Annotated in this window: 5 protein-coding genes and 1 pseudogene; 3 read left to right on the forward strand and 3 right to left on the reverse strand. The window is 72.0% G+C overall.

Translation table 11 applies throughout. From position 1 onward, the window contains the following. Positions 1–113: 113 nt before the first annotated feature. The 3 genes from L1885_RS21515 to L1885_RS21525 form a co-directional block, all read right to left on the reverse strand. A complete protein-coding gene (locus L1885_RS21515; RefSeq protein WP_235798812.1) occupies positions 114–1061 on the reverse strand; it encodes a DUF4429 domain-containing protein in 948 nt (315 codons plus the stop codon). A 63-nt stretch (positions 1062–1124) separates the two neighbouring features. Then, complete coding sequence (locus L1885_RS21520) at positions 1125–2336, reverse strand: alpha/beta hydrolase (protein WP_235798813.1); 1212 nt, start codon at positions 2334–2336, stop codon at positions 1125–1127. Between the two features lie 93 nt (positions 2337–2429). Further along, the gene (locus L1885_RS21525) at positions 2430–3062 is read right to left on the reverse strand and encodes a TetR family transcriptional regulator (protein WP_235798816.1); all 633 of its coding nucleotides are present in this window, start codon (positions 3060–3062) and stop codon (positions 2430–2432) included. A gap of 497 nt (positions 3063–3559) precedes the next feature. On the opposite strand from L1885_RS21525, the gene L1885_RS21530 reads away from it, so the two are divergent. The 3 genes and pseudogenes from L1885_RS21530 to L1885_RS21540 form a co-directional block, all read left to right on the forward strand. Beyond that, on the forward strand, positions 3560–5155 hold the full coding sequence (locus L1885_RS21530) for an MFS transporter (RefSeq protein WP_235798814.1): 1596 nt from the start codon (positions 3560–3562) through the stop codon (positions 5153–5155). A gap of 277 nt (positions 5156–5432) precedes the next feature. Next, on the forward strand, positions 5433–5810 hold the full coding sequence (locus L1885_RS21535; RefSeq protein ID WP_235798815.1) for a peptidase inhibitor family I36 protein: 378 nt from the start codon (positions 5433–5435) through the stop codon (positions 5808–5810). Between the two features lie 209 nt (positions 5811–6019). Then, positions 6020–6163 (forward strand): annotated as a pseudogene (locus L1885_RS21540) (MFS transporter); the annotation flags it as partial.

Here is a 6163-nt window from a genome sequence, read left to right on the forward strand (position 1 = left end):
CGCGCGGGCGCGCCGCGCGGTCCGGGCCACCGCTTCGGGCGCGGCCAGGGTCACCGCGTCGGGCGCGGCCCCGCGGCACGCGCCGAAGGCACGCCCCGAAGGCACGCTCCCGCTCACAGCTCCGCGAGCAGTTGGGCCTTCTTCGAGGTGAACTCCTCGTCGGTGACGAGCCCCGCGCTGTGCAGCTCGCCCAACTGGCGGATGCGGTCGGCGACCGAGCGGGCCGGATCGGCCGCCACCGCCGCCACCGCGGGCACCGGTGTCTGCGCACGTGCCCCGCCGCCCCGGACCGCCGCGAGGACCGCGGCGGCGAACGGCAGCGACTCGTGCACCGGGCCGTAGCCCACTCCGAAGACGACCGCCGCCGGGTCGTGGTCGGGCTGCGAGAGGCGGTCCGCCTCGTCGCCCGCCGCCCGGCCCCGCAGCCCGGCGCGCGCGGCACCGGGGCCGCCCGACGGGGGGAACGCGCGCGGCACGAGCCGCAGGTAGCCGTCGTGGCCCTCGGGCGAGCGCCACTCCACGCCCTGGAGGTCGCCCACCCGGAAGGTCTGGTCGCCCGCCTTCCACTTGGCCGTCGACGCGCCCGTCCACGACCAGCGGAACGAGACCTCGCTGCCGTCGAAGCTCGCCCGGCCGTCGTACGCCTTGAAGCCGAGCGGCGCCTCGGGCGCGGCCACCAGGTGCGCCTCGGCGGGCCGCGGCCGGAAGCCCGCGTCCCCGCCGCCCTCGGGCAGCAGCCCCCGCAGCTCCTGCGCGTAGTACTCGGCGAGCGTCTCGCGTCCGGCGGGCAGGACCAGGCGGTAGGGGTCGTACCCGTCCTTGAGCTGCCCGGCCGCGACGTCCATCAGCGGATCGGCGCCCGGCCGCACGCGCGCGTGCAGGACGACCGTCCCGCGTCTTCCGGGGGAGACCGTCACGGACGACAGCGCCTCGTGGGGGACGCGCCGCTCGCGCAGCGCCTGGAACAGCTTGGGTGCCCGTATGCCCCGTCCGAAGCGGATGAGCACGGAGTCGCCCTCGAACTCCCAGGTGGCGTGGATACCGGCCAGTACATCACCCATGTGCCACATGTTAGGCGGCGTTCGCCCGCACGTCTCCAGGCGCAGCGCGAAAATCTACGCGCGTCAGACGGCTCCGGGGGCGCCGATTCCGCTGCGGCAGCCCGAAACGTCGCCCGCACATGCCACGTCGCGGAAGTCGCCGACGCCGATGTCCGCGAAGTTGTCGAGACTGGACGTGCCCGGGGCGAAGTACCCGCTGTGCCCCTGCGCGCCCGCGGCGGAGACCACGCGTGCGCCGAAGCCGGGCGCCACCGGGTCCGCCCCGTGGCCGAGGCCGACGACGTCCACGTACGGGATGTCCTGGATCCAGTCGCCGTTGTCGCGCATGGCCCACACCCGGGCCCGCGTGTGCAGGCCGCGCGCGCTCTGCACCCGCATGCCCGGGCTGCCGGCCACGGCCACGTCGGTGACGCGCCGCGGCAGGTCGCGCGCGGCCACGCCGCACACCACCGAGCCGTAGCTGTGGCAGAACAGCGCGATCGGCGCAGCGCCGGGCAGTGACCGCGTCAGGGCCGTCAGCCGTACGGCACCCGCCCGCGCGAGTGTCCCTATGGCGGCGTCCATGCCGAGGCCGGCGGGCGCGGTGTAGTCGGCCCAGGCGATGACGGCGGTGCTGCTCGCGGGGGACGCGGCACGCTCCGCGGTGTAGAGGGACGAGCCCATGCCGGCCGGCGCGCTGTACCACTTGCCGGTCTTCTGGAAGGTCAGCACGTTCGTGTCGACGCCCGGTACGACCACGGAGATGTGCCGCGCGTGGGCGAGGTCGCCGAAGACCTCGGCGGCACGCCCCTCGCCGGAGGGGTCGAACGAGAGGAAGTTGCGCCCGGGCTCCAGCATCGCGTCGTACTGCTGCCGGGTCTTCGCGGCCAGCGCGCGGCCGTCCGGCGAGAGCTGGGTGTCGCGGGCGCGGCGGTCCTGCACCGAGGCCTCCCGCCGCAGCGCGATGCGGTTGGCGCGGTAGCGCAGGTTCACCGGGGCCCCGTTGAGGTTGCCGACGACCAGCGGATAGCGCTCGGCCAGGCGGGTCTGCTCCCGGGAGGCGAGTGAACCGAAGAACGCGGCCAGCCTGCGCGGCGACGAACGGGGGCTCGGCAGCTGCCGGTTCCCGACCGACCCCTTGCGCCAGGAGGCGAGAGCCGCCTGCAGCGGCTCCGCGGTGCCCTGACCCCGCTGCAGCGCCGTCCAGCCGGTCGTCGCGAGCATCACGAACACCACGGCGAGCGCCAGCAGCATCCGCCACGTCATGAGCACCGGCGAGGAGGGGAAAGGAATCACTGCTTGTCCACCCTAGAACGCGCGTTGAATCGCGACACGGGCGGGTGAGTCAGGTCACGCGCCGATCACGTACAGGTCACATCTTGAGTCAGGTTAGCCGACGGACGCATGATCGGAACACATCCGCGGCGCGTCCGCGTCGCCGTCCCCCGCGTGCCACTCCTCGGCGAGCGCCGGAGTGAGAGCGTCCAGGTAGGTCTCCGTGAGGGAGACCAATGCCTCGACGCTCGTCTCGTGGCCCGGCCGGCCCCAGATCCGCCCCGACAGGCGCAGCACTCCGCAGACGGCGGCCACGGCCGCACGCGGCCGCGGGTCCCGCTCGGCGTCCAGGCCCTCGCGCTCGGCGATGATCCGTACGATCTCCTCCTCCGTCTCGCTCCCGCGCCGCAGATGGGCCGAGAGCAGGGCCGGAGTGGATTCGATCATCTGATAGCCCTTCATGACCAGTTCCACGGACGCGATGTCCTCGATGGTCTCGCTCGCCCTCTCCCAGCCGGCGCTGACGGCGGAGCGCATCGCCAGCATCGCGCCCTCGTGCGCGGGGCGCAGCCGCAGCTGCTCGACGAACTGCCCCTCCACCAGGGACACGATCCCGAAGGCGACGTCCTCCTTGCTGGCGAAGTAGCGGAAGAAGGTGCGCTGGGAGACCTCCACGGCCTCGGCGATCTCGTCCACCGTCGTGGCCTCGTAGCCCTGCGACGTGAAGAGTTCGAGCGCCACACGCATCAGGTCATCCCGGGTGCGCTGCTTCTTGCGCGCGCGCAGGCCCGTGGCCCGTTCCGCCGTGTCGTGCCCGACGCTCACCTGGTGACCTCGCTGCTCCGTGTCCGTCGCGGTCCTCCCGCGATCGTGCGTGTCCTCCGCGATCGTCCGTCCGTCTCGCGGGTCGTGCGGATCGTGCGGATCTTTCCGCGCGTCCGGTGGATCCTCATGGGGCTTCGTGCCGCGCCCTCGTGCGTCGTCGTGGATCCTCTGGTTCCTTGTCGTTCCTCGTCGTTCCTCGTGACTCCTCACGGAACTGTGCGGGTTTCCGCGGTTCCGCGCGAGTGCCGGCGCCCCGAGGTACTCCTTGTTCTTGACGTGGTCGCGCCGCGTTCCCGTACCGCTCGACGGCCGTCCCGGCTCTCCCACCACGGTAGATCCTGTGGCTGTGAGCTACGTGACAGTTACCGACTTGTGAATTGGTTTGTCAACTGTCAGTAGCTGACATTAGTTTGAGCGGTATGACAAGTCAGACCACCGTCGATCAGGCGCCCCCGACGACGGCGCCGTCCAACAAGGGCCTGCGCGGCCACCCCTGGCTGACGCTGATCGCTGTGGCCGTCGGCGTGATGATGGTGGCCCTCGACGGCACCATCGTGGCGATCGCGAACCCGGCCATCCAGAAGGACCTCGGCGCCTCGTTCGCCGACGTGCAGTGGATCACCAACGGCTACTTCCTCGCGCTCGCCGTGGCGCTGATCACCGCGGGCAAGCTCGGTGACCGCTTCGGCCACCGGCAGACCTTCCTCATCGGCGTGGTCGGCTTCGCCGCGGCCTCCGGCGCCATCGGACTGTCCCACACCATCGTGCTCGTGGTCACCCTGCGGGTCTTCCAGGGCCTGTTCGGCGCGCTGTTGATGCCCGCGGCCCTCGGGCTGCTCCGGGCCACCTTCCCCGCCGAGAAGCTGAACGCGGCCCTCGGTATCTGGGGCATGGTCATCGGCGCGTCCACCGCGGGCGGCCCGATCCTCGGCGGTGTGCTCGTCGAGCACATCAGCTGGCAGTCCGTGTTCTTCATCAACGTGCCGGTCGGCGTCGTCGCACTGGCGCTCGGCGCCTTCATCCTGCTCGACCACCGCGCCGAGAACGCGCCGAGGTCCTTCGACGTGCTCGGCATCCTGCTGCTGTCCGCGGCGATGTTCTGCCTGGTCTGGGCGATCATCAAGGCCCCGACCTGGGGCTGGGGCGCCGGGCGGACCTGGCTGTTCATAGGCGTCTCGATCGCGTGCTTCATCGTCTTCGCCCTGTGGGAGAACAGGGTGAAGGAACCGCTGGTCCCGATGAACCTGTTCAAGTCCGTCCCCGTCTCCGCGGGCGTCCTGCTGATGGCCCTCATGGCCATCGCCTTCCTCGGCGGGCTGTTCTTCGTCACCTTCTACCTGCAGAACGTGCACGGCATGAGCCCGGTCGACGCGGGCCTGCACCTGCTGCCGCTGACCGGCATGATGATCATCGCCTCGCCGGTCGCCGGCATGGTCATCACCAAGGTCGGGCCGCGCATCCCGCTCGCCGGCGGCATGATCTTCACGACGCTCGCCATGCTCGGGATGTCCCGCCTCGAAGTGGGCACCGGCACGGCGACCATGTCCATCTGGTTCGCGCTGCTCGGTCTCGGCCTCGCGCCGGTCATGGTCGGCGCCACTGAGGTCATCGTCGGCAACTCGCCCATGGAGCTGTCCGGCGTCGCGGGCGGCCTCCAGCAGGCCGCGATGCAGATCGGCGGCAGCCTCGGCACGGCCGTGCTCGGCGCGGTCATGGCCTCGCGCGTCTCCAGCCGGCTCCCGGGCAACTGGACGGGCGCGGGCCTGCCCCCGCTGAAGCCCGAACAACTCGACCAGGCCTCGGAGGCCGTCCAGGTCGGCACCGCGCCGGTGGCCCCGGGCACGCCCGCCGCGATCGCGGCGAAGATCACGACCGTCGCGCACGACACCTTCATGTCGGGCATGACGCTGGCGTGCCTGGTGGCCGCGGCCGTGGGCTTCGTGGCCATCTTCGTCGCGCTGTTGACGAAGCGCGGCGAGAACGCGGACGCGGCGGGGGCCGCAGCGCACATCTAACGTCAAGGCGCGCTTGACGGCGAGTCAAACGCGCAGCTCAGAGGGGCCCGCCGGATCGTTTCGGCGGGCCCTTCGCGCTGTCCGGGACCGGCCGGACGGGGATGCTGTGGGTGTGGCGCCGGTCCGGCCGCGGGCGACGAGCGACAGGGGCGACGATCGACGACAACAGCGACGACTGACGGCAACGGCAACGGCAACGGCAACGACAGCGACCAACGACAACGACAACGACAACAACAGCGAACAACGACATCGAACGATCACGGGGGTTCACGAGATGCGACGTGTGACGACAACGGCCGCGGCCCTGCTGGCAGCGGTGCTGCCGTTCGCGGCGGCGGCACCCGCGGGTGCCGCTCCGGCTCCGCTGCGCGGCGGCGAGTGCGCGGCGGGCGAGCTGTGCCTGTGGGCGCAGGAGGACTTCGGGGGCGGCAGGAGCACGTACGAGCTGACGGGGGCGGGGATCGAGGACTGCGTGGCCCTGCCCGCGGGACGTTCGGCGCTGTCCCTGGCCAACCGGCTGGGCCGGCCGGTGACGGCGTACCAGTCGGCGGAGTGCGCCGAGACGGGCGAGTTCGAGACGTATCCGGGGCACGGCACCTGGGTGCCCCGGGCGCCGTACCGGGTCAGGGCCTTCAAGATCTGGGAGCACTGAGCGGGGCCGGCGCCGGGCGGGTGCGCCGTGGTGGGTGCGCCGTGGTGGGTTCGTCCTGACGGGTGCGTGCCGATGGCGCGGGACGAATGTGCATCGGAGGTGCGGGACGGGCATGCGGCGGGGGCGCGTGCCGGTGGTGCGGGACGGGCATGCGGCGGGGGCGCGTGCCGGAGGTGCGGGACGGGCATGCGGCGGGGGCGCGTGCCGGTGGTGCGGGGCGGGCGTGCGTCGGGTGGATGTCCGACCTGGTGGGCCGCAAGACGGCGCTGATCATCGTGATCCTGGTACTGGGGCTGTCGCAGTTCGGGGTGATGTGGGCGGGCAACATCCACAGCGAGTGGCTGTTCCTGGTG

Source organism: Streptomyces fuscigenes (assembly GCF_021556455.1).
GTDB lineage: Bacteria > Actinomycetota > Actinomycetes > Streptomycetales > Streptomycetaceae > Streptomyces > Streptomyces fuscigenes.

Coding starts and splice junctions, on each gene's coding strand:
- L1885_RS21515 (WP_235798812.1), bottom strand. CDS start 1,061: ATGGGTGATGTACTGGCCGGTATCCACGCCACCTGGGAGTTCGAGGGC.
- L1885_RS21535 (WP_235798815.1), top strand. CDS start 5,433: ATGCGACGTGTGACGACAACGGCCGCGGCCCTGCTGGCAGCGGTGCTG.
- L1885_RS21530 (WP_235798814.1), top strand. CDS start 3,560: ATGACAAGTCAGACCACCGTCGATCAGGCGCCCCCGACGACGGCGCCG.
- L1885_RS21525 (WP_235798816.1), bottom strand. CDS start 3,062: ATGCGTGTGGCGCTCGAACTCTTCACGTCGCAGGGCTACGAGGCCACG.